Here is a 230-nt window from a genome sequence, read left to right as displayed (position 1 = left end):
GAAACCAGGTCCGCACAAAATTCAGGGTATTGGTGCCGGCTTTATTCCGGGTAACCTGGATCTGAAACTGATCGATAAAGTGGTTGCCATCACCAACGAAGAAGCGATCTCCACCGCCCGCCGTCTGATGGAAGAAGAGGGTATTCTTGCTGGTATCTCCTCCGGAGCCGCAGTCGCTGCCGCGCTTAAACTTCAGGAAGATGAAACCTTTACCAATAAGAATATTGTGG

Annotated in this window: 1 protein-coding gene; it reads left to right on the top strand. The window is 50.4% G+C overall.

The genetic code is table 11. The annotated features are described in order from the left end of the window. Window positions 1-230, top strand: a 230-nt coding sequence (locus tag KQJ18_RS24550; RefSeq protein ID WP_216423016.1) for a pyridoxal-phosphate dependent enzyme, incomplete at both ends; no start/stop codon positions are given.

Source organism: Citrobacter sp. S55_ASV_140, from assembly GCF_018919505.1.
Lineage (GTDB): Bacteria > Pseudomonadota > Gammaproteobacteria > Enterobacterales > Enterobacteriaceae > Citrobacter > Citrobacter werkmanii.
The sequence above is the reverse complement of the archived record's forward strand: the minus strand, read 5'-3'. Positions and strand labels throughout refer to the sequence as shown.